The organism is Ruegeria sp. N8, from assembly GCF_056531325.1.
The window spans coordinates 180463-202125 of the sequence record NZ_JBQFLQ010000006.1 but is presented as its reverse complement, the minus strand read 5'-3'; the positions used below and the strand labels follow the sequence as shown (position 1 = coordinate 202125).

The 21663-nt window shown below is 60.6% G+C and carries 17 protein-coding genes; 5 read left to right on the top strand and 12 right to left on the bottom strand.

Features of this window, described 5'->3' with window-relative positions:
- Positions 1 to 31: 31 nt before the first annotated feature.
- Genes ACR0C5_RS13650 through ACR0C5_RS13640 form a run of 3 tightly spaced genes read right to left on the bottom strand, consistent with a single transcriptional unit; the run spans position 32 to position 2591 of the window.
- Positions 32 to 547, bottom strand: coding sequence for a flavin reductase family protein (locus ACR0C5_RS13650; protein ID WP_170355478.1), 516 nt, complete (start codon positions 545 to 547; stop codon positions 32 to 34).
- A complete protein-coding gene (locus tag ACR0C5_RS13645; RefSeq protein ID WP_480877354.1) occupies positions 547 to 1437 on the bottom strand; it encodes an aldo/keto reductase in 891 nt (296 codons plus the stop codon). The genes ACR0C5_RS13650 and ACR0C5_RS13645 overlap by 1 nt, the downstream gene beginning before the upstream one ends.
- Positions 1437 to 2591 (bottom strand): LLM class flavin-dependent oxidoreductase, encoded by a 1155-nt coding sequence (locus ACR0C5_RS13640; RefSeq protein ID WP_480877352.1) that lies wholly within the window; start codon positions 2589 to 2591, stop codon positions 1437 to 1439. Before ACR0C5_RS13640 ends, ACR0C5_RS13645 begins: the two co-directional genes overlap by 1 nt.
- Before the next feature lie 108 nt (positions 2592 to 2699).
- Between ACR0C5_RS13640 and ACR0C5_RS13635 the strand changes: the two genes are divergently transcribed.
- On the top strand, positions 2700 to 3410 hold the full coding sequence (locus tag ACR0C5_RS13635; protein WP_353394199.1) for a GntR family transcriptional regulator: 711 nt from the start codon (positions 2700 to 2702) through the stop codon (positions 3408 to 3410).
- Between the two features lie 12 nt (positions 3411 to 3422).
- Positions 3423 to 4514: a Gfo/Idh/MocA family protein gene (locus tag ACR0C5_RS13630; RefSeq protein ID WP_480877349.1), complete on the top strand. Its 1092-nt coding sequence runs from the start codon at positions 3423 to 3425 to the stop codon at positions 4512 to 4514.
- A gap of 2 nt (positions 4515 to 4516) precedes the next feature.
- Here the strand turns inward: ACR0C5_RS13630 and ACR0C5_RS13625 are convergent, their stop codons facing one another.
- The 8 genes from ACR0C5_RS13625 to ACR0C5_RS13590 all read right to left on the bottom strand — a co-directional run bounded on the left by ACR0C5_RS13625 (position 4517) and on the right by ACR0C5_RS13590 (position 16174).
- Positions 4517 to 7141 (bottom strand): molybdopterin-dependent oxidoreductase, encoded by a 2625-nt coding sequence (locus ACR0C5_RS13625; RefSeq protein ID WP_480877347.1) that lies wholly within the window; start codon positions 7139 to 7141, stop codon positions 4517 to 4519.
- Entirely contained in the window at positions 7138 to 7470 is a 333-nt protein-coding gene (gene nirD, locus ACR0C5_RS13620; protein ID WP_170355473.1) for a nitrite reductase small subunit NirD, read from the bottom strand. The genes ACR0C5_RS13625 and nirD overlap by 4 nt, the downstream gene beginning before the upstream one ends.
- Complete coding sequence (gene nirB, locus ACR0C5_RS13615; protein ID WP_480877345.1) at positions 7467 to 9899, bottom strand: nitrite reductase large subunit NirB; 2433 nt, start codon at positions 9897 to 9899, stop codon at positions 7467 to 7469. Before nirB ends, nirD begins: the two co-directional genes overlap by 4 nt.
- Positions 9900 to 9904: 5 nt before the next feature.
- Positions 9905 to 11590: an ABC transporter ATP-binding protein gene (locus ACR0C5_RS13610; protein ID WP_480877343.1), complete on the bottom strand. Its 1686-nt coding sequence runs from the start codon at positions 11588 to 11590 to the stop codon at positions 9905 to 9907.
- Positions 11591 to 11595: 5 nt separating this feature from the next.
- Positions 11596 to 12681, bottom strand: coding sequence for an ABC transporter permease (locus ACR0C5_RS13605; protein WP_480877341.1), 1086 nt, complete (start codon positions 12679 to 12681; stop codon positions 11596 to 11598).
- A gap of 100 nt (positions 12682 to 12781) precedes the next feature.
- Positions 12782 to 14149: a CmpA/NrtA family ABC transporter substrate-binding protein gene (locus tag ACR0C5_RS13600; protein WP_480877339.1), complete on the bottom strand. Its 1368-nt coding sequence runs from the start codon at positions 14147 to 14149 to the stop codon at positions 12782 to 12784.
- Between the two features lie 271 nt (positions 14150 to 14420).
- On the bottom strand, positions 14421 to 15593 hold the full coding sequence (locus ACR0C5_RS13595; RefSeq protein ID WP_480877337.1) for a CmpA/NrtA family ABC transporter substrate-binding protein: 1173 nt from the start codon (positions 15591 to 15593) through the stop codon (positions 14421 to 14423).
- On the bottom strand, positions 15590 to 16174 hold the full coding sequence (locus ACR0C5_RS13590; RefSeq protein ID WP_170774956.1) for an ANTAR domain-containing response regulator: 585 nt from the start codon (positions 16172 to 16174) through the stop codon (positions 15590 to 15592). Before ACR0C5_RS13590 ends, ACR0C5_RS13595 begins: the two co-directional genes overlap by 4 nt.
- 285 nt (positions 16175 to 16459) lie before the next feature.
- On the opposite strand from ACR0C5_RS13590, the gene ACR0C5_RS13585 reads away from it, so the two are divergent.
- The 3 genes from ACR0C5_RS13585 to ACR0C5_RS13575 all read left to right on the top strand — a co-directional run bounded on the left by ACR0C5_RS13585 (position 16460) and on the right by ACR0C5_RS13575 (position 20126).
- Positions 16460 to 17614: a phosphoserine transaminase gene (locus tag ACR0C5_RS13585; RefSeq protein ID WP_480877334.1), complete on the top strand. Its 1155-nt coding sequence runs from the start codon at positions 16460 to 16462 to the stop codon at positions 17612 to 17614.
- A gap of 72 nt (positions 17615 to 17686) precedes the next feature.
- Positions 17687 to 19282: a phosphoglycerate dehydrogenase gene (serA, locus tag ACR0C5_RS13580; protein WP_170774951.1), complete on the top strand. Its 1596-nt coding sequence runs from the start codon at positions 17687 to 17689 to the stop codon at positions 19280 to 19282.
- Positions 19283 to 19400: 118 nt separating this feature from the next.
- Positions 19401 to 20126 carry a metallophosphoesterase family protein gene (locus ACR0C5_RS13575; RefSeq protein ID WP_480877332.1) on the top strand — a complete coding sequence of 242 codons (726 nt, stop codon included), beginning with the start codon at positions 19401 to 19403 and terminating at the stop codon, positions 20124 to 20126.
- Here the strand turns inward: ACR0C5_RS13575 and ACR0C5_RS13570 are convergent.
- The gene (locus tag ACR0C5_RS13570) at positions 20119 to 21630 is read right to left on the bottom strand and encodes a malonate--CoA ligase (RefSeq protein WP_480877329.1); all 1512 of its coding nucleotides are present in this window, start codon (positions 21628 to 21630) and stop codon (positions 20119 to 20121) included. The genes ACR0C5_RS13575 and ACR0C5_RS13570 overlap by 8 nt on opposite strands.
- Positions 21631 to 21663: the final 33 nt, after the last annotated feature.

Here is a 21663-nt window from a genome sequence, read left to right as displayed (position 1 = left end):
GCAGGTTTGTCCCGCGGTCGTCAAATCGCGCTTAGTGCTGCGCAAATTGGCCGAGTTTCCCGGCGTAGAATGTCAGCGCGTCTCCGTCCGCCATGCTGACTTTCAGGACTTTGCCCACCACGATCACGTGATCGCCTGCATCGTGATAGGCGTGCTGTTCGCACTCAAACCGCGCCAGACAATCCGGCAGCAGAGGTGTTCCGTTCCCGCAGCGGTCGTGGTCGATATCCCGCAGGGCGAACGCGTCTTTAGAGCAGCCAAAACACAGATCGGCCTGCTCCGACGATAGCACGTGCACGCTGAAATGGCGCGCCTTGTGGAAATAGGGGAACCGGCGCGAATTTCGGTCTCCGGCCCACATCACCAGCGGGGGGTCCAGCGACAGCGATGAAAAGCTGTTGGCGGTGATGCAGACCGGACCATCGTCGCTGTCACAGGTGACGATAGTCACGCCGGTCGCAAACTTACCAAAAGCGTCCCGCAAGGTGCGGGTGTCATCTTTATGCGGGACGAATGTGTGAGTGATGTCCTTTGAGATTGCGTTCATCATGGTACCTCATGCCCCAGCGCCGCCTCGTAAAGGCGGAACCAACTTTCGCGATCCAGATTTACTTTCAATGCGTCCGAGATGCTTTTGATCCGGTCCAGATTATTCGTGCCCATAACCGGCAGAATTCCTGCGGGGTGCGCCAATAGGAAAGCGATGGCGACTGCCGCGCGATCCACGCCGAATTCGGCAGCTATCTCATCTGCAACTATGCCGACCGGAGGGTTTCCGGCCATCAGCAACCCGCCCCCCAAAGGCGACCACGCCATTACGCGTTGGTTATGCTGTTGATGAAAAGCCAGATCGCCATTGCTGAATGGATCGATCCGGCCCAGAGACAGCTCGATCTGGTTCGTGACCAGACGCGTGTTCATGGCCGATTGCAGCAGGCTCCAGTCCCACGGGCGGAAATTCGACACGCCGACAGCGCGCACCTTGCCGCTGGCGACCACCTCATCCAGCGCGGCGCCGGTCTCAACGTGGTCCATGAACGGATCAGGACGGTGAATCAGCAGCAGGTCGATGTGGTCGATGGCCATCTCGGTCAGAGAAGTATCGACAGATTTCAGAATATGCGCGCGCGAGGTGTCGTAGTATTTGACCTTGGCGTCCGAATACCGTCCGCAGGGCGCGACGATATCGCATTTGGTGACGATCTCCATCTTTGACCGCAGGGCCGGGTTGGCGCGCAGGGCGGCACCCAGAATGCCTTCGGCCGTGTAGTCGCCGTAGATATCCGCCTGATCGAAACTGGTGATCCCCTGATCCAGACAAGCCTGTATCTTGGCCTCGACATGCGCGGCCGAGGTGTCATCGTCATCCCCGATACGCCACATGCCATAAACGATGCGGCTCAGTTCCAGCGTGTTGGATAGTTTCACACGGTGCATCAGCGGCGAACTCCGGTGCCCAGCGGGGTGGCCGGGGTTTTTGCAGGCACGCGCCCGTATTTTTCGGGCAGCGAGCAGGTTTTCAGATTAGGCAGGACGCGGGCCCCGAAATGCTTGGCCTCATCCATGTGCGGATAGCCTGAGAAGATGAAAGCGCGGATACCCATCTTTTGATATTCTTCGATCTTGGACATCACCTGATCGGTCGATCCGACCAAAGCTGCCCCACAGCCCGAGCGCGCGCGGCCAACACCTGTCCACAGGCCCGGTTCTACATAGCCATACTCATCCGCCAGATCGCGGTTCTTGGCCTGATGCGCCACGCCTAGAGAGGTCGAATCCAGCGCCCGTTCCCGGATCGCACGGCCATATTCGTCATCCAGCTTCGAAACGATGTAGTCCGCATATTCCTGCGCTTCAGCCTCGGTATCGCGGACGATCATGTGAACGCGCAGGCCGTAGTCCAACGTGCGGTTGTAGTTTTCAGCCACGGCGTGAACGGCCTTCATCCGCTCGGCCAGTTGATCCTTGGTTTCGGGCCACATCAGGTAGACGTCGCAATGCTCGCCACAAAGGTCCAAAGCGGACGGAGAATAGCCTCCAAAATACAGTAGTGGACCGCCGGTCTGATAAGGCTTGGCCGGATCGGTGGTCAGGCCCGAGAAGTTATAGACCTCACCCGCATGGTTGATCTCATCCTGTGTCCAGGCTTGCTTGAGGATCTCGACCACCTCGCGAGACCGCTGATAGCGGAACGCGCTGTCGGCCTTTTCGCCGGGGAAATCGGACGAGATGATATTCACCGTCAGCCGCCCTTGCAGCATGTGATCCAGCGTTGCAATTGTACGCGCCAGCATGATTGGCTGCATCTCGCCACAGCGCACGGCGGCCAGCAAATTGATCTTGTCGGTGATCGGCGCGCAGCCAGCCGCGAAACTCAGCGTGTCCTGACCAACCTGATAGGAAGACGGGCACAGTATGTTGCGGAACCCTTGCGCCTCGGCCTCGCGGACGATGCCGGAACAATGCTCCCAACTCGATCGCAGATCGCCGTCGGGGACACCCAGAAACTGATAATCGTCTGAGCACAGCGCGGCGAACCACGAAACCTCGGCCGCATCCAGATCGGGGGATGTGATGGGGACGATGGTCATTTGATTCGTTCTCCGTGCATCTTTTGACTTTCCTCTTGCGTAGCAATCACTTTGATGTAGATCAATAGTGTATCAATTTTTTCCGAGACTCGGTGAAGCACCCCGAAAATGACTGCCAACAGCCGCAACCCCAACGCGCTGCCGATCTATGTTCAGATCGCCGAGCTTTTGATCCGTGACATCGCCGCGGGCCGGTTGATCGACGGTGAGCGTTTGCCGCCCGAGCGGGACATGGCTGCGAACCTCAATGTCTCGGTCGGGACGTTGCGAAAATCGCTGGCGGAGCTTGAGAAAAAAGGGATGTTGGAGCGTATCCAAGGCTCGGGCAATTACATCCGCGAGACCGGGACGCAGAACAGCGTCTATGCGATGTTCCGGCTGGAACTACCCGAGGGCGGGGGCCTGCCGCGCGCGGATATCCTGTCGGTGGATCATCTGGAAAAGCCCTCCGATCTGCCGGAATTCGGTACATCGCCCAAGGGGTCGCGGGTGCGCCGGATGCGCTATTTGAATGACACAATCATCGCGGTCGAGGAAATCTGGCTGGATGATTCCGCCGGAAAGGTCGATCAGGCGCTGCTGTCGGATTCGCTTTATCGCTATTACCAGCAGCAGCTTGGGTTCTGGATCACGCGGGCTGAGGATCGGGTTTCGGTCCGTGCGCTGCCTGCGTGGACGCCTGCGACCTTCACCAAACCCGCTGGCGAAACAGCCGGTTATATTGAGCGGTTCAGCTGGTCCGAGGGGCCAGAACCAGTCGAGTTTTCAAAAACGTGGTTCGACCCGGATCGGGCCACCTATGTCCAACGTCTGAAATAAAAGGAAAAACGCATGACCCGGACCATCCATTACGGGCTGATCGGTTGCGGCATGATGGGGCAGGAACACCTGCATAACATCGCGTTGCTGGAAGGTACGCGCGTCTCGGCGATTTTCGAACCCGACGCCGCGATGGCCAAGTCAGCGCAGACGATTGTACCGGATGCGCAGATGGTGGGTTCGGTCCAAGATCTGCTGGCCGTGGATGATCTGGACTGCATCGTGATTGCCAGCCCCAACCATCTGCACGTGGACCAGATCGAGCAGATCGCGCGGGTGCGACCTTTGCCTTTGCTGGTCGAGAAACCTCTGTTCACCGACCCGGCAGATGCGGCGCGGCTTGACGCCATCCAGCGTGACTACCCTCATCCGATCTGGGTGGCGATGGAGTATCGCTATATGCCGCCCATCGCAGCCTTGATTGAGGGGGCGCAGGTGACCGGCGGTGTCAAAATGCTGACCATCAAGGAGCACCGCTTTCCCTTCCTGGAAAAGGTCGGCAACTGGAACCGCTTCAACCGCAATACGGGCGGTACCTTTGTCGAGAAATGCTGTCACTTCTTCGACCTCATGCGCCTGATCCTGCAATCGGACCCTGTGCGCGTGACAGCCAGCGGGGGGCAGGCTGTCAATCATTTGGACGAGGCGTATAACGGCGAAACACCCGACATTCTGGACCACGGCTATGTCATGGTCGATTTCGCCTCGGGCGCGCGTGCCATGCTGGAGCTGTGCATGTTCGCAGAAGGCGCGCGATATCAGGAGGAGATTTCAGCCGTCGGGCCGGACGCGAAGATCGAGGCGCTGGTGCCCGGACCGGGCCGTTTCTGGCCCGAGCATCTTGGCGATGCACCGGTGCCGCAACTGATTGTAAGCCCGCGCCATCCCAAAGGGCCGGTTGCCAAGGATATTCCGGTCGATCCAACGCTATTGGCTGCGGGTGACCATAACGGGTCTACTTTCTATCAGCATCAAGAGTTCCTAGCCGTCCTGCGGGGCGACAAACCCGCCCCCGAAGTGACTCTGCAGGACGGGATGTGGGCTGTGCGCATGGGTCTGGCCGCGCAACAGGCGCTGGAGACCGGAGAGGCGGTTCGGTTCTAGGGTTACTGTGCGGCCTCTTTCTGATGTGCTGACGCCAGCAGGCTCGCCAGTTCCGGACGGCAAGAACCGCAATTGGTTCCGGCCTGCAAGGCCTCGCCAATGGCTTCGACGGTCATCAGTCCTTTGGTCTCAATAGCGGTCAGGATGGTATTCACACCGACGTCGAAACAGGAACACAGAACAGGACCGGGATCGGGCCGGTCCGCAGGGGCCCGGCCTGACAGCAGGTCGGGCACCTGTGGCAGAGTCGCCAGATAGTCGCGCATCACCGCCACGGGCTCGGGAGAGATGAACAAGGCAGCGACCAATCGTCCGTCTTCGTAAAACGCCAGCCGCGCCATGCCGCGCGCTGGGTCTTCGACGATCGTTATCTGCGCCTCGGGCAATCCGAAAAGATCACGCGCGGCGGTTTGCCAGTCATCTATTGTATCCATCCCGGCCAACTCGGCGCGATAGCCGAGTTTGGTGGGGGTTTGCGCCCAATAATCGCACGAAGGCCGCATTTCGCGATCTGACACCGCAAACCCATACCATTTGGCGTCAAAGCGGGCGACGTTCACCACGGACGCTTTGCTTTCGGGCTGTCCCGAAACCGGGTCCGTCGCCGCAGCGACCACGGCGTCGATTCGGGCCGCAGGGGCGGTTTCTCCGGTCCAGTGGATCGGCGCAAAGACCTGTCCCCGCGTCACATCGCTGGTGATCCGTGCCCGCAGGATGGATGTGCCATGCGGGCTTTCGACCTGCACCAGATCGGCGGAGTTTATCCCCTTGTCATGCGCATCATCGGGGTGAATATCCAGAAACGGCTCGGGCAGGTGGGCCGACAGCCGCGCCGACAGACCGGTACGGGTCATCGTGTGCCACTGATCGCGCAGCCGACCGGTGTTCAGCCAAAACGGATAGCGCGGTTCTGTTTTGGCCGCAGGCGCGCGCCATTTAACTGGTAAAAGCCGCGCCTTGCCGTCGGAGTGATAGAATTGCCCATCCGCAAAGAACCGCCCGCCTTGCCGTGCAGCGGTGACAGGCCAGCGCGTCGGCTGCAGAGCGTCATAACCCGCCGCATCCAAGTCGCTGAAGCCCGAGATATCGAAATCACGCCCGAACTTGGCGGCCACTCCGGACAGGGTTGCGTATTCTCGGAAAATCTCTCCGGGCGTTTGATAATCAAAGGCCGAGGCCCACCCCATCCGTCGTCCGACCTCGGCCAGAATATCCCAATCCGCGCGGGCTTGCCCCGGCGCAGGCAGGACCGAGCGTTGTCGGCTGATCGTGCGGTCGGAATTGGTGACTGTGCCGTCTTTTTCGGCCCACGCAGCGGCGGGCAGCAGCACGTCGGCCTGCCGTGCCGTATCGGTGCGCGCTGTGATGTCCGAGACCACGGTGAACGGGCAGGCCGCGATCGCATCGCGCACCGCGTCGGCCTCGGGCATCGACACGACGGGGTTCGTGTGGATCACCCACAGCGCCTTGACGCGCCCGTCGCCCACGGCGCGGAAGAGATCCACGGCCTTGAGGCCCGGGGCCTCGGGCATCGTTGGTGCTGACCAGAAATCGCGCACGGCGGCGCGGTGATCGGCATTTTCGATATCCAGATGACAGGTGAGCATATTGGCCAGTCCACCAACCTCGCGCCCGCCCATGGCATTGGGCTGGCCGGTGACTGACAACGGGCCGCAGCCGGGCTTGCCGATCCGCCCCGTGGCCAGATGGCAGTTCAGGATCGCGTTAACCTTATCGCTGCCCGAACTGGATTGGTTCACGCCCTGACTGAAGATCGTAACAACCTTTTCAGTGCTCAACCACATCTGACAGAACTGCGCGATGTCGTCGGTGTCGAGACCGGTGACCGAGACATCATCGGCCAGCGCACTGTCCAGCGCCGCCTGAAAGCCGGTGGTGTGGGTCAGGTAATCCGTATCCACCAACCCGGCGGCGTCGATCTGCGTCAGCAGATGATTGAACAGCGCGACATCGCTACCCGCTGCCAGCGGCAGGTGCAGATCAGCGCTGTCACACGATGCCGTCCGGCGCGGGTCGACAACGATGATCCTGGTGCCGCGCGCCTGCCGGGCTGCCATCAGGCGCTGATACAGAACCGGGTGGCACCACGCCAGATTGGACCCGACCAGCACAACCATATCGGCCTCATCCAAATCCTCATAGGTGCCGGGCACGGTGTCAGTGCCAAAAGCGCGTTTGTGGCCCGCTACGGTCGAGGCCATGCACAGCCGCGAATTCGTGTCGATATTGGCCGAGCCGATGAAGCCCTTCATCAGCTTGTTGGCGACATAGTAGTCCTCGGTCAGCAACTGACCCGAGACATAAAAGGCCACTGAATCCGGCCCGTGTTCGGCGATCGTGTCGCGGAAACGGTCGGCGACCAGTTGCAGCGCGTCGTCCCAGCCAGTCTCTTCGCCCGCAACCACGGGCGCTAGCAGCCGTTGCGATAGACCCACTGTTTCTGCCAAAGCCGAGCCTTTGGAACACAGCCGCCCCTGATTGGCCGGGTGATCTGGGTCGCCGGTGACGGTCAGGCCACCTGCGCCATCCGGTTGCAGCAGAACACCGCAGCCCACCCCACAATAAGGGCAGGTTGAGCGTGTGGTGCAGGCACTCAGGTCTTTCACGCGGCGCTCCTTTGCCCCAGCGAGGTGCTGTCCAGCAGGATGCGATCGCCGTCCAACTGCACCGGGTAGGTGGCGATCTGGCCTTCGTCCGCGCCTTGTGCTTGACCCGAGTTCAGGTCGAACACCCAATTGTGCAGCGGGCAGGTGACGGATTGGCCATGCACGATGCCTTCGGAGAGCGGCCCGCCCTTGTGGGGGCAGGTGTCCGAGGCCGCAAAGACCTCATCTTTGGCAGTACGAAACAGGGCGATGCAGCCCACGGGCGTTTTCACCACGCGCGCGCCTCGCAGGGGGATGTCGTCGATATGTCCGATGTCGATCCAGCTCATTCTGCGGCCTCCAATGTCAGATCGGCCATGGGCGCAAAGCGCGGGGCCTCTTTGGCCTGCTCGGCCCATGGGTCTTTGCGGTAGATGGATTGGCTGAGTTCGAACCGCTCGACCAGCGCGCGGCGGTTGTCCAGATCATCCACCACGGTTTTCTTGATCCAGTCCAGGCCGACTTTCGCCATCCATTTGTACAGACGGTCCAGATACTTGCCGCCCTCGCGATAGGCCTGGGTGACGGCCATCACGACCTCAATCGCCTCGTCCTCGGTGGGAACCTGCACCAGCAGTTCGGTTTCTTTGACGTCCATGCCGGCCGCGCCGCCGATGCTGATCTGGAACCCTGAGTCCACGCAGACCACACCGATATCCTTGCAGGTCGCCTCGGCGCAGTTGCGCGGGCAGCCCGAGACCGCCAGCTTCAGCTTGTGCGGCGTCCACGAACCCCACAGGATTTTCTCAAGCTTCACGCCCAGCCCGGTGCTGTCCTGCGTGCCAAACCGGCAATGATCAGTGCCAACACAGGTTTTCACCGTGCGCAGACCCTTGGAATAGGCGTGACCTGAAACCAGCCCCGCTTTGTTCAGATCGGACCAGATATAGGGCAAATCCGCGCCTTTCACGCCCAGCAGGTCGATACGCTGACCGCCGGTGACTTTGACCGTGGGCACATCGTATTTCTCGGCCGCGTCGGCAATGGCGCGCAGTTCCGTCGGGTTGGTGATGCCGCCCCACATGCGCGGCACCACACTGAACGTGCCGTCCTTCTGGATGTTGGCATGTTTGCGTTCGTTGACGAAACGGCTTTGTGGATCGTCCTGATACTCCACCGGCCAATCGGCCAGCAGGTAGTAGTTGATCGCCGGGCGGCAAACATGACAGCCGTTGAGCGTCTTCCAGCCCAGTTCCTGCCAGACGGCCTCCTGACTTTTCAACTCCTGCGATTTGATCAGGCGGCGGACGTCTTCGTGGGTCAGATCGCAGCAACCGCAGATGGGCTGCGCTGTGGGCATCTGGAACTCATCGCCCAATGTGACCTGCAGCAGTTGTTCGACCAGTCCAGTACAGGTCCCGCAGGACGCACTGGCCTTTGTGGTCGCTCGGATTGCGCCCAGATCGGTTGCGCCGCCTTCAATGGCTGATGTGATTTGGGATTTGCAAACGCCGTTGCAGCCACAGATTTCCGCCTCAGGCGGCAATGCTGCAACGGCTGAGAGAGGGTCCGCAGAGCCGCCCCCCTGATAGGCCGGGCCAAAGATCAGAGTTTCACGCATCTCGGACACGTCCTCACCATCGCGGATCAGGCCAAAGAACCAGTTGCTGTCGGCGGTGTCGCCATACATGACCGCGCCGACCAGCTTGTCGTCTTCCAGCACTAGCCGTTTATAAACCCCCCGCGCGGGGTCGCGGAACACGATGTCTTCGCGGGTCTCGCCCTCGGCAAAGTCCCCGGCGCTGAACAGGTCACAGCCGGTAACCTTCAGCTTGGTCGAGAGCGAGCGTTGTTTGAACGCCGCATCCTCGCCCAGCAGGGTCTGCGCCAGCACCTTGGCCTGATCGTAGAGCGGCGCGACAAGGCCAAAGACCTCGCCCTTATGTTCGATACATTCGCCAACGGCATAGATATCGGCGTCCGAGGTGATCATCTGATCATCCACATGAATACCCCGACCCACGGCAAGGCCCGTTTCCTGCGCCAGCACGGTGTTCGGGCGGATGCCAACAGCCATCACCAACAGGTCGCAGGGAAGTTCAGTGCCGTCCTCCAACAGCAGCGCGCGGGCCTTGCCATCCTTGCCTGCGATCTCGGTCGATTTGGCATTCAGCAGTACCGTGATGCCTTTTTCTTCCAACGATTTCTTCAGCAGATAGCCTGCGGCAGGGTCCAGTTGACGCTCCATCAGGTGGCCCATGATATGCACCACAGTCACATCAGCGCCGCGCGCGGCCATACCTGCGGCGGCCTCAAGCCCCAGCAAGCCGCCGCCGATCACGACGACCTTGTTGCCTGCGCCCATGCCCATCATCTGTTCGGTGTCTTCCAGATCGCGATAGGCGATGACGCCGTCCAGATCATGCCCCGGCATCGGGATCATGAACGGGTTGGAGCCTGTGCCGAAGATCAGCTTGTCGTAAGGCACATGGCCGTTCTCGCCTTCTACCACCTTCAGATCGCGGTCGATTTTGACCACTTTCTCGCCAAACCGGCAGGTAATCCCGCGGTCCGCGTACCAGGCGTCGTCATGGGTGACGATCTCTTCATAGGTCTGATCGCCTGCCAGAACCGGGCTAAGCATGATGCGGTTATAGTTCCCGCGCGGCTCGGCGTTGAACAGGGTGATGTCGAACGCATCGGGGGCAGCGTCGGTCAGGTGCTCCAGCGCCCGGCCCGAGGCCATGCCGGCACCGATGACAACCAGTTTCTGTTTCATGTCAGTCACTCCGCAGCAATGGCATTGGGGGCAGGGGATTTGGGCTTGGGTTTCGCCCCATGCTCATATTCCTCGAGGAAATCCAACACCTCTTGCCGGTATTCGTAGTAATCAGGATGAGCCAGCAGCGCCTTGCGGGTGCGCGGGCGTGGCAGGTCGACATTGGTGATCTTGCCGATCGTGGCCTGCGGACCGTTCGTCATCATCACCACGCGGTCGGCCAGCAGGATCGCCTCGTCCACATCATGGGTGACGCAGATGGTGGTGACTTTGGTCCGCGACCAAACCTCCATCAGAACCTCTTGCAGCTCCCATCGGGTCAGGCTGTCTAGCATCCCAAAGGGCTCGTCCAGCAGCAGCAGTTTTGGCGAAAGGGCAAAGGCACGGGCGATGCCAACACGCTGGCGCATCCCGTTCGACATATCGGCGGCGGATTTGTCCATCGCGTCGGCCAGACCGACCCGTTCGAGGTAATATTCCACGACATCCTGCCGCTCGGCCTGGCTGGCGCGCGGATAGACGCGGTCCACCCCGACCGAGACGTTTTCCTTGGCGGTCAGCCATGGGAACAGCGAGGGCGACTGGAACACCACGGCGCGTTCGGGGTCGGCGCCTTCGACATGGCGGCCATCCAGCTTGATTGCGCCTTTCGAAATTTCGTTCAGACCGGCGGCCATGGTCAGCACCGTGGACTTGCCGCAGCCCGAGTGACCGATCAACGAGATGAACTCACCCCGGTTGAGTTTCAGGTTGAAATCCTCGACCACGGTCAGCGGGCCTTTGGGGGTGGGGTAGACCTTGTGCAACTGGCTGAAATCCAGATAGCGATCTTCGATCAGACCCGATTGCGCCTCTTTCACCGCCGCAGGCACACCGTGGATCGGGGTGACGTCGGGTAGGGTCTTGGTGCCTTCGACCTTGGCCTCGATGCCCACATCCATCAGGTATTTCGTGACCTCGCCACGTAGCGCCTTGAACGTCTCATCATGGTTCATGGCGGACCGGTCGCGGGGGCGGGGGATCGAGACCTTGAACTCGGTCCCGAGCGTGCCATCGGGGTTCAGCGGGATGATGCGGTCGGCCAGTAGGATCGCTTCGTCCACGTCATTGGTGATCAGGACACAGGTCTTGCGGTCGGTCTCCCAGATCTTTTCGATCTCTTCCGCCAGATTGCCACGGGTCAATGCATCCAGCGCCGACAGGGGCTCGTCCAGCAGCAGAACCTCGGGGTCCATCGCCAGTGCGCGGGCCACGTTCACCCGCTGACGCATCCCACCCGACAGCTCGGCGGGGCGACGGGTCGCCGCGTGGCTGAGGCCCACCATGCGAATGTAATGGGCTACCTTTTCCTCTTTCTCAGCCTTGGGCATCTTGGGGAACACCGCGTCCACGGCCAACCGCACATTGCCCGTCACCGTCAGCCACGGCATCAGCGAGTAGTTCTGGAAGATCACTCCCCGCTCCGGCGCCGGGCCGGTGATGGCCATGTCGCGAAAGGTGACGCTGCCCTTGGAGGGAAACTCGATCCCCGCCATCAGGTTGATCAGCGTGGTTTTGCCAGTGCCGGAAAAGCCCAGCAGCACCACGAATTCCCCTTCTTCAACCGAGAGGTTGATGTCTTTCAGCACATCCGTCGCAGCAGTGCCGGTACCGAATGATTTGCTGACATTCTTGAAGTCGATCACAGCCATATCGCTCACCGGTTGTTCGAGAAGGTAAACAGCGACTGCAGCGCATACATCACGCGATCCAGCAGGAAGCCGATGATGCCGATGGTAAAGACAGCCACCATGATCTTGGCGAGAGAACTGGAGGAGCCGTTCTGGAACTCATCCCAGACAAACTTGCCCAGACCGGGGTTCTGCGCCAGCATCTCGGCCGCGATCAGGACCATCCAGCCAACACCCAGAGATAGACGCAATCCGGTGAAGATCAGCGGCAGGGCCGAGGGCAGCACCAGCTTGGTGATTTTGGTGTAGGTGTTCATTTTCAGAACTTTTGAGACGTTCACCAGATCCTTGTCGATCGACGCCACACCCAGCGAGGTGTTGATCAGCGTCGGCCACAGCGAACACAGCGTCACGGTGATGGCCGAGATCAGGAAGGACTTCGCGAACCAGCCGTCATTGGTGACGTAGACGGCCGAGACAATCATCGTCACAATCGGCAGCCAAGCCAGCGGCGAGACCGGTTTGAAAATCTGGATCAGCGGGTTCAGCGCCGCATTTGCGGTGGGTGACAGACCCGCAGCGATGCCCAGCGGAACAGCGACGATGGTGGCAATCAGAAAGCCGAAGAACACGGTTTTGATCGAGGTCCATATCTGGTTGTAGTAACTCGGAGCGCCGGTATAGGCGACCTCTTTGACCTTTTCGGGCTGGCCCGCATCGATGAACTTCTGGTTGCGCTTTTCAACCATGGCCTCGAACTTTGCCTTTTTGGCGGCCTTGGCCTGTGCGTCCTGATGTAGGCTAATGGCTTCGGACCAGACCTGCGCCGGTCCGGGGACAGCGCCCAGCGAGGTTTGCACCTTTGGGGCCAGCGTGCCCCACATCAGAAGGAAGGCGAAGATGGCCAGCAGCGGCACGACCAGCAGGCGCCAGATCTCGCCCATCTGAGCGCGCGGGTTGTCGCCTGCGCTGGCCTTCAGGATGGGGGTGATCCAGGCCAAGCCCAAAACCTGAAACCATTTGTCGGCGGCGTTGATCCGGGTGAACAGGCGGGCGCGTCGGGCCTCGCGTTCAGCATCAGGGGATAGCGTATCGTGGTCGATGGCTGTCATCTTGCGGTCTCCTGGCCCGGTCGTTCAGCGCCGGACGGGGGTGGAATTCTGTGAGAGAGAAGGAAGCCCCCCAGCGACCAAGGGCCGGGAGGCAGTGGAGTTAACCCTGAACTTCGGTGCCGACGACGACCTGTTCGCCTTTCAGGCCAATCGGCAGGCTTTGCAGATAGGCGTTGGGCATGCGGGCGTCATAGGGAATGCCGTCGATGATATCCTCGGCGGGCGTGGGGGCCTTGTAGCCGTCGCTCTCCCACGGGAAGTCGGCCTCATTCGCCAGACCCTCATCCACCAACATTTTCGCGGCTTCCAAATAGATGTCCGGACGATAGACCGACTTGGCGACCTCGTCATACCAGGCATCGGTCTGCGGCTCGGCGATCTGGCCCCAGCGGCGCATCTGGGTCAGGTACCAGATGGCGTCCGAATAGAACGGGTAGGTCGCGTTATAGCGGAAGAAGACGTTGAAATCGGGCACTTCACGTTTGTCGCCCTTTTCATATTCGAACGTGCCCGTCATCGAGTTCGCGATCACGTCGTAGTCCGCACCCACATATTCCGGCTGGCTCAGCATCTCGACCGCGGCGGGGCGGTTGGCGTTGTCGTTTTCATCCAGCCACATCGCAGCGCGGATCAGGGCTTTGGTCACGGCGCGGGTGGTGTTGGGGTACTGCTCGGCGAACTCGGCATTGATGCCGAACACCTTTTCGGGGTTGTTCTTCCACAGCTCATAATCGGTGATGACCGGCACGCCGATGCCTTTGAACACGGCCTGCTGGTTCCAAGGCTCACCCACGCAATAGCCATAAATTGTGCCCGCTTCCAACGTGGCCGGCATCTGCGGCGGAGGCGTCACCGACAGGAACACATCCGCGCCGATCTGGCCGGTCACATTCTCGGGGCTGTAGTAACCGGGATGCAGACCACCCGCCGCCAGCCAGTAACGCAGTTCGTAATTGTGGGTCGAAACCGGGAAAACCATGCCCATGTTAAAGGGCTTGCCTTCGGATTTGTATTTCTCGACCACCGGGGCCAGCGCCTCGGCCGAAATCGGGTGCTGCGGGCGGCCGTCATCCATTTTCGGGATGTTGGGCTTCATCTCTTCCCAGACCTCGTTCGACACAGTGATGCCGTTTCCGTTCAGGTCCATCGAGAAGGGGGTGATGATATGCGCCTCGGTGCCATACCCGATAGTTGCGGCCAGCGGCTGACCGGCCAGCATATGCGCGCCGTCCAGCTGTCCGTCGATCACACCGTCCAGCAGCACTTTCCAGTTGGCCTGCGCTTCGAGCGTGACGAACAGGCCCTCATCCAGGAAGTACCCATTCTCATAGGCCACAGCCAGCGGGGCCATGTCTGTCAGTTTGATAAAGCCAAAGGTCAGCTCGTCCTTCTCCAGCTCCAGCGTTTCGGCCAGCGCGGGGCTGATCAGGGCGGTGGTGGCGACAAGGCCTGCAAGCAATTTCTTCATGTGGGTCTGTCCCTTTCTTGGTCCCGGTCAACCGGGTGGGTGAAATACAAAAAGCCGCTGCACGCTCTGACCGGGAGGATTGGCCAGAGAGTGAGCGGCTTTGCTCAGTCGTTCCCAAACTTTGGGAGGAATTCTTGCGGCACACGCCTTTGCGTGCCGATGAGTTCAGAGTGGTAAATGCACCGTTGCCGATCAAGTGATTTTGCTGCGACGCGGCGTTAAATGCTGCAATCGCGCGGTTCGGCGCGCGCGTCTGCCTAATTCTTGGGCGTCAGATATCCTGAGGGTCAAAAATGCGCCCATCCAAGAACGCATCCCGCTTCAGCGACAGCTGCCCGTTGTGGGACGCAACCGGTGTGGTTTCACGAATCGCGCCCTCAAGTTTTTCCGAGGCTCCGGGCAGATCCGCCCCCAACCCTGCCAGTTGATTGCGGTAGATATCGCTGCGAAACACGCTGCCCGCTTGGGCCAGCGCCAGATGCGGGTCCAGGCCGTATCGTTGCGCCAGACGGTGGGCGATCCACTTGGCCTGACTGCGCCATGGGAAGTTTGCGGCCCCGTCGTGGAACTCGATAAATCCCGGCACCTCGCGCTGTTCGGCGTGGCCTGTGATGGTAAAGCGCCCCGAAAGCGCCCGGTCGATCAGTTCCGAAGGCAGGTTCAGATAGGTGTCTCGGGCAAGGATTTCAGCGGCGGCGGTGTGGCTGCCCGGCTGGCCCAGCCAGCGCCCGGCGCGCCAGACGGCTCGCATCAGCTTGCCCAGCAGGTGCGGCTCGGTATCCGCCCAGTCGGTGCGCACGGCCAGCACCTTTTCCGGCGCAAAGGCCCAGATCGCCTGACCGGGCAGCAGTAACGCCCCCGCCTGCGATTCCACGGCGACCGAGCCCCAGGGCTCGCCCACACAGAACGCATCCACATCGCCCTCGGCCAAAGCCTGCGCCATCAGGGGTGGCGGGATGGTGCGCACCTCGACCCCGATTTTGGACAGTTCGGTAGCCTCAAGCCAGCAATGCAGCAGTTCCACATGCAGCGAGAACGGGAAGGGCACGCCGAAGACCAATGGCCCATCCGCGACCGAGGCCAGCGCGGCGGCGGCCTTGAAGGGGTCGCGAAAGTCGAATTCATAGCCCGAGTCGCGTAGGCGGGTTTCCAACGTGCGGCTAACGCCGATCACGTCGCCATTCACCGACAGGACCGAGACGGCGGACAAGGGTTGTGACACCCCGCCCAGCCCCAAGGCCATTGCAACAGGGACCGGCGACAACAGCTGCGCCGCGTCCACCCGCCCAAAGGCCAACATATCGCGCACCGACGACCATGAGGGCGCTGCGATCAGGTCCAACTCGACTCCTTCGGCGCGGGCCAGACCCATCTCATGCGCCACGATCAAGGGGGCGGCGTCTACCAGCGGAACATAAGCAACGGGCAGGGTCACAGCGTTCATGACAACAGCCCCGAGGCCGTGACCAGCGCCTCGGCCACATCAGCGACGCGGCGGCCCTGATCCATCGCGGCTTTGCGTAGCAGGGCATAGGCCTCTTCTTCCTCGACCCCGCGCGCCTTCATCAGCAGACCCTTGGCGCGGTCGATCACCTTGCGTTCTTCCAGCGCACGTTTGGTCTCGGCCAGTTCACGGCGCATTTGCCGGACGATCTGGAACCGGGCGATGGCCGCGTCCAGCACGGGCTTCAGCCGATCCGGTTGCATGCCGTCGACGACGTAGGCCGACAGCCCCGCCTCAATCGCGGTCGAGGTCAAATCGCCCGCCGCGCCCGAGACAAACATGGCTACTGGCCGTTCCAGTGGCCCGGATGCAAGGGTCAGTTCCTCAAGCATGTCGCGGGTCGGGTTGTCGATGTCGATCAGCACCACATCGGGCACCAGCGCGGCGATCTTGCGCGCAAGGCTCGAGACATTGCCGATCACATGCACATCATAAGCCCCAGACGCCTTGAGCGCATCGACGATGGCAATCGCGCGCTCGCGGTCTTCTTCTACAACGACAATGGTCAGGGTGTCAGGCATGGCACCTTTTCACTGCGCCGATGTCTGATCACAAGGGTTCCCGGCCTATTCCGTCACGATCCGCGCGTGACTGCCCAAAAAACAATCAACTGGTCACCGAGTCGCGTTAACGGACTGCAAATCTTTCGCCTATCGGAAACTCATGACCGCGGATGGGGTGAAATTGAATGTCGTTTTTCGACTTCGAAGAGTCTTTTCCGCTTGCTGCGACGCGGCAGGCTTTCTAGGTGTGGCGGCGGGACACCCCTCCCCAACGAGGGGCGTGTATCTGGAAGGGTAATACAGATGAGCACAAATACACCGGCAACGCGGCCGGCGAATCCGCGTTTTTCCTCTGGCCCCTGCGCCAAACCCCCCACATTCGAGCTGAACAAGCTGGCCGACGCTGCATTGGGCCGGTCGCACCGTGCTGCGGTGGGCAAGGACAAGCTGAAGGCGGCCATCGAAGGCACGCGTGAGGTGCTGGGCATTCCGGCGGATTACAAGATCGGCATCGTTCCCGCCTCGGACACCGGCGCGGTTGAGATGGCGCTGTGGTCGCTGTTGGGCGAACGCAAGGTCGAGATGCTGGCCTGGGAAAGCTTTGGTGCCGGTTGGGTCACGGACGTGGTCAAGCAATTGAAGATCGACGCCGAGGTGAAAACCGCCGAGTATGGGCAGATCGTTGATCTGGCCTCGGTCGATTTCGCCAATGATGTGGTGTTTACGTGGAACGGCACGACCTCGGGCGTGCGGGTTCCCAATGGCGACTGGATCGCGGATGACCGTCAGGGTCTGACGATCTGTGATGCGACTTCGGCTGCATTTGCGATGGACCTGCCGTGGGACAAGCTGGATGTGACCACGTTCAGCTGGCAAAAAGTGCTGGGTGGTGAAGCAGCGCACGGGATGCTGATCCTCAGCCCGCGCGCGGTTGAGCGGCTGGAAAGCTACACCCCCGCATGGCCGCTGCCCAAGATTTTCCGCCTGACCAAAGGCGGCAAGCTGATCGACGGTATCTTTACCGGGGCCACGATCAACACGCCTTCGATGCTGGCGGTCGAGGACTACCTGTTTGCGCTGGACTGGGCGCGCTCGGTCGGTGGGTTGCAGGGCCTGATTGCCCGCGCAGATGCCAATGCTGGAGCGGTTCATGCCTTTTGCGATCAAAACGACTGGATCACCAATCTGGCCGAGGATGCGGCGACGCAATCGAATACGTCGGTCTGCCTGAAATTCACCGATCCGCGCATTCAGGATGGGACGACATTCGCCAAGGCCGTAGCCAAACGGCTGGAGGTCGAGAATATCGCGCTGGATATCGGTGCATATCGCGATGCCCCCGCGGGCCTGCGCATCTGGTGTGGCGGCACGGTCGAGACCTCGGACATTCAGGCCATGCTACCGTGGCTGGCCTGGGCCTTTGAGGCCGAGATCGCTGCGCAATCGGCAGCCGCCTGACAAGATTTTTCGACGAAAAATCTGGGCCCGACTGTGGCCCGGATACTTTCCCAAAATTTAAGGACCAGAAATATGGCCCCCAAAGTACTCGTATCTGACAAGCTCAGCGAAACCGCCGTGCAGATTTTCCGCGATCGCGGCATCGACGTGGATTTCATGCCCGATCTGGGCAAGGACAAGGATAAACTGGCCGAGGTGATCGGTCAGTATGACGGCCTCGCTATCCGTTCCGCCACAAAGGTCACGCCGACCCTGCTGGAAAAAGCCGACAATCTGAAAGTTATCGGCCGCGCTGGGATTGGCACCGACAATGTCGATAAGGAAGCAGCCAGCAAAAAGGGTGTGATCGTGATGAACACGCCGTTCGGCAACATGATCACAACGGCCGAACACGCCATTGCGATGATGTTCGCCGTGGCGCGGCAAATCCCCGAGGCCAGCACCTCGACCCATGCGGGCAAGTGGGAAAAGTCCAAATTCATGGGGATTGAGCTGACCAACAAGACTCTCGGCGTCATTGGCGCAGGCAACATCGGCGGCATCGTCTGCGAACGCGCGCTGGGCCTGAAGATGAAGGTCGTCGCCTATGATCCCTATCTCAGCGAAGAGAAAGCCGCCAAGATGGGCGTTGAAAAGGTCGAGTTGGATGACCTGCTGGCCCGCGCGGATTTCATCACGCTGCATGTTCCGCTGACCGATCAGACCCGCAACATCCTGAGCCGTGAGAATCTGGCCAAGACCAAGAGAGGCGTGCGCATCGTCAACTGCGCCCGCGGCGGTTTGGTCGACGAAGACGCGCTGGCCGAGATGCTGCAATCGGGCCATGTGGCCGGTGCCGCCTTTGACGTGTTCAGCGAGGAACCGGCCAAGGAAAACGCTCTGTTCAACTTGCCCAACGTCGTCTGCACACCGCATCTGGGGGCAGCTACGACCGAGGCGCAGGAAAACGTGGCGCTGCAGGTGGCCGAGCAAATCTCGAACTACCTGCTGACCGGGGCGGTTGAAAACGCGCTGAACATGCCGTCCGTGACCGCCGAAGAGGCCAAAGTCATGGGGCCGTGGATCAAGCTGGCCGGGCATCTGGGCAGCTTCATTGGGCAGATGACGGATGAACCGATCAAGGCGATCAACATCCTTTATGATGGTGTCGCCGCTGAGATGAACCTGGCCGCGTTGAATTGTTCTGTCGTCGCGGGGATCATGAAAAAGGTCAATCCCGATGTGAACATGGTGTCCGCACCGGTGATCGCGAAAGAGCGCGGGGTTAAAATCTCGACCACCAATCAGGACAAGACCGGCGTTTTCGATGGCTATGTGAAGGTCACTGTTGTCACCAGCAAGCGTGAGCGTTCGATCGCTGGGACTGTATTCAGCGATGGCAAGCCGCGGTTCATTCAGATCAAAGGCATCAATATTGATGCCGAGGTCGGGGCGCATATGCTCTATACCACCAACGAAGACGTGCCGGGCATCATCGGTACGCTGGGTCAGACCATGGGCGAGAACGACGTGAACATCGCGAACTTTACCCTTGGCCGGTCCGAAGCGGGCGGCGAAGCGATCGCGCTGCTGTATGTGGATGAACCTGTCCCGGCCGAGGCCCGCGCAAAGTTGGCCGAAACGGGGCTGTTTACCCAGATCAAACCTTTGGAATTTGACGTGGCCTAGTAGGCAGTGTTGAATTTCTGAGACAATCCCAACCCGCGCTGCCTAAGGCGCGGGTATTTTCTTTGTCAGGGACCATTTTAACGTCACAAGCAAAGTGATTTTCGACCCGAGGTTTTTCATGACGTCTGCCATTTACGCCATTGGCGATATTCACGGCCAGCTTGAGATGTTGCAAACCGCCCTGCTCCGGATTGAGGCGGATGGAGGCCCAGATGCGCGAGTCGTGTTTCTGGGGGATTACGTGGATCGTGGGCCGAACAGTCGCGGGGTGCTTGACCTGTTGATCGAAGGTCAGCGTGCAGGACGCAACTGGGTCATGGTGCGGGGTAATCACGACCGGATGATGGCGCGGTTCGTGCAGGATTGCGAGGTCGCCGACAGCCATCTGCCCGTTGCGCTCAGCTGGTTGCATCCGCGTTTGGGCGGGCGCGAGACGTTGGCCTCTTACGGTGTGGATGTCACCGACAATGACCGTATCATCTATGTTCATCAGCGCGCGGTCGAGGCTGTTCCACCGCAGCATCTGGATTTCCTCAATGCTCTGCCGAACTATCACCAAGAGGGCGAAATGCTGTTCGTTCACGCGGGTATCCGACCGGGCCTTCCGCTGGAGCAGCAATCCGAGAATGACCTGATCTGGATTCGCAACGAGTTTCTGATTGAAGCCGCGCCGCATCCGTGGCTGATTGTCCACGGCCACACACCTGTCGATCAGGCCGAGCATTGCGGCAACCGTGTCAATCTGGATGCGGGCGCAGGTTATGGCCGTCCATTGGCCACGGCGGCGTTTGAGGGGCGTAAGTGCTGGCTTTTGACCCCGACGGGACGCGTGCCGCTTAGGTAAACAGCTCGGCGAAACGCTCGCGCAGGGCGTTTTTCTGCACCTTGCCCATCGTGTTGCGCGGCAACGCGTCCAGAACGATCAGCTTGTGGGGATGTTTGAACCGCGCCAACTCGGCCTGCGCACGGGCCATGATCGCGTCCAGATCAGGTGTTGCGCCGGGTTCCGCCACCAGCAGGCCGACAGGCGTTTCGCCAAAGTCCGGGTGCGGCACACCGATCACCGCGCTTTCCAATACGCCGGGCTGATCGTCCAGCAGCATCTCAAGTTCCTTTGGATAGATGTTGAACCCGCCCGAGATGATCAGATCTTTGCCGCGACCGACGATATGGACATAGCCATCGGCGTCCACTCGACCCAGATCGCCGGTGATGAAAAACCCATCCTCGCGCAGCTCGGCGGCGGTTTTCTCGGGCATTTGCCAATAACCCTGAAAGACGTTCGGACCGCGCACCTCGATCATGCCGATCTCACCCTGCGGCAGGGTCTCGCCGCTGTCAGGGTCGGTCACTTTCAGTTCGACATCGGGCAGGGGGAAGCCGACCGTGCCCGCGCGGCGCTCGCCGTCATAGGGGTTTGAGGTGTTCATGTTGGTTTCGGTCATGCCATAGCGTTCAAGAATGCGGTGGCCGGTACGGGTTTCGAACCGCTCATGGGTTTCCGCCAGCAAGGGGGCCGAGCCCGAGATGAACAGTCGCATATGCCGGGCCAGATCACCGGTGAACCGATCATCCCCCAATAGGCGGGTGTAGAAGGTCGGCACCCCCATCATTGAGGTCGCCTGCGGCATCAGGCGCAGCACATCGTTCAGATCGAACTTCGGCAGAAAGATCATCGACCCTCCCGAGGCCAGCACCACATTGGTCGCCACAAACAGCCCATGTGTATGGAAAATGGGCAAGGCATGCAGCAGCACGTCTTCGGCTGTGAACCGCCACTCCTGCACCAATGTTTCCGCATTCGATAGCAGGTTGGCTTGAGACAGCATCGCGCCTTTGGACCGCCCGGTGGTGCCGGAGGTATATAGGAAGGCGGCCAGATCGTCCTCGGTCCGGCGCGCGGGCTCGAACGCGGGCAACATCCCCAAGGCGCGCCGCATCAAACTGCCCGAGCCATCGGCATTCAGCGTCTCGAGCCGCGCTTCTTGCATCTTGGCCAGCGGTGCCAGGGCGGTTTGGTTCGCGTCGTCGCACACAACCAGCGATGCGCCGCTGTTTTCGATGAAATAGGTTAGCTCGTTGACGGTGTAGGCGGTGTTCAGGGGCAAAAAGACCAACCCGGCCTGCGCGCAGGCGGCATAGAGTGCCAAGGCCTCGGGCGATTTTTCGATCTGAACGGCAACCCGGTCGCCCGGTTCCAATCCATAGCCGTTTAGCGTGTTGGCCAGCCGCGCTGCCATGTCCAGAAACGCGGCGTGTGTTATGACTTTGCCATCCGGAAGATGCAGAAACGGCGTGTCCTTACCTGCGTGAATGCCAAACAAGCGGTCGTATAGCGGGTTTGCCATTCTGTCTGCCTTTGTCAACGGAACTGTTGCCTG